The organism is Streptomyces sp. NPDC047072 (genome assembly GCF_040643855.1).
GTDB lineage: Bacteria > Actinomycetota > Actinomycetes > Streptomycetales > Streptomycetaceae > Streptomyces.
This window is the reverse complement of sequence record NZ_JBEYVC010000368.1, coordinates 1-1,622: the sequence shown is the minus strand read 5'-3', so window position 1 is coordinate 1,622 and position 1,622 is coordinate 1. Positions and strand designations below refer to the sequence as shown.

1 protein-coding gene is annotated in these 1,622 nt (G+C 74.5%); it reads left to right on the top strand.

Annotation, left to right across the window (positions count from 1 at the left end; genetic code table 11):
• Positions 1-1,466 (top strand): DUF5691 domain-containing protein (locus ABZ896_RS52750; protein WP_360946677.1); only part of this gene is annotated, 1,466 nt, incomplete at its 5' end.
• Between the last annotated feature and the right edge of the window lie 156 nt (positions 1,467-1,622).

Below are 1,622 nucleotides of genomic sequence, written 5' to 3'. Positions count from 1 at the left end.
GCCTCGTGCGCGGCCACCGCCCGCCCGTACCGGGAGACGGCCTGCGCCAGCTGCCCCCGGAACAGCGCCGAGCCCCCGACCTGATGGAGCTGCTGCCGCAGTGGCTCCAGGCGGCCAACTCCCGTGGTTTCGCGGCACCTCCGCAGCTGCTGCCCGCCCTGCTGGACGCGGCCCGGGGCCGCACGGACCTGCGGCCGCCGGCCCTGGCCTTCGCGGGCCCCCGCGCCACCTGGCTGGCCCGGCTGAACCCGGACTGGCGCTTCGCCCTGCGCGCGGCACCGGGCGGCGGCGCCGCGCTGCCGTCCGTCGAGAACCCCGCCGGTATCCAACGGCTGTGGGAGGAAGGGCTGTTCGCCGAGCGGGTCGCCCTGCTCTCGGCGGTGCGCGCCCAGGATGCCGGTGCGGCACGCGAGTTGCTGGCGACGACGTGGGCGACGGAGCGGGCCGAGGACCGGCTGATGTTCCTCGACTCCCTGCGCACCCGTCTCGGCCCCGACGACGAGCCCTTCCTGGAACAGGCGTTGGCCGACCGGAGCCGCAACGTCCGGGCGACGGCGGCGGAGTTGCTCTCCGCGCTGCCGGGCTCGGCGCTGGCGGGACGGATGGCGGTCAGGGCCGGAGCGTGCGTGGCCGTCGACCACACACAGAGCGCGCAGAGCACACAGAGCCCGCAGAACACGCAGAGCGCACAGAACATGCAGAACATGCAGAACGCGCGGAGCGCACAGAACACGAGGAGCACACCGGTACTCACCGTAGAGGCCCCGCACGAGTGCGACGCGGGCATGGAGCGCGACGGCGTCGTGGCCAAGGCCCCCTCGGGGAGGGGCGAACGCTCCTGGTGGTTCGGCCAGTTGGTGGAGGCGGCGCCGCTGAGCACCTGGCCGGGACGGCTCGGCGGCCGGACGCCGGAGGAGATCGTGGCGCTCCCGGTGGCGGACGACTGGCGGAACGAACTGCACGCGGCGTGGTGCAGGGCCGCCGTACGGCAGCGGGACGCGGGGTGGGCGCGGGCGCTGCTCGGCACGCCCGCGGCGCCGGAGGCCGGAGGGCCTGGGGTGGTGTCGTTGGCGGAGCGGGCGAAGCTCCTCGGCACGTTGGGCTCCGCCGAGCGGGCCGAGTGGGTCGCGGGGTTCATCGCGACGCACGGGTTGTCGGAGGCGTTCCAGCTGCTCGGGGTATGTGCGGTGCCATGGGCTGCGCCGCTGGGGCGGGCCGTGGTGGACGCGCTCAACATCGCGCGGGACGCGGGGAGTTATCCGTGGAGCTTCAGTGGGGTGATGGGGCTGGCCGAGCGGTGCCTGGATCCTGCGGAGGCCGGGCGGTTGGAGGGGTTGATGGCGATACCGGACGAGGGGGAGGACGCGAGTCCCGGGGCCGGGGGGTATTGGGCGGAGGCGTTTCAGCGGTTGGTGACGACGCTACGGCTGCGCGCGGCGATGGCGGAGGAGTTGGCGAGCGCCTAGCGGGGTACCGGGTTCGGTTGTCCGGCGAGTGCGGGACGGTGGGGGCTAGTCGCGCAGTTCCCCGCGCCCCTGAAGAAGTGGGTCCACTTTCGGTCTCGTCGGCCTCGCGCCGGTACTGCGCCTGGGCCGCCTCGGTCTGCCGCCGGGCCTGCCTCC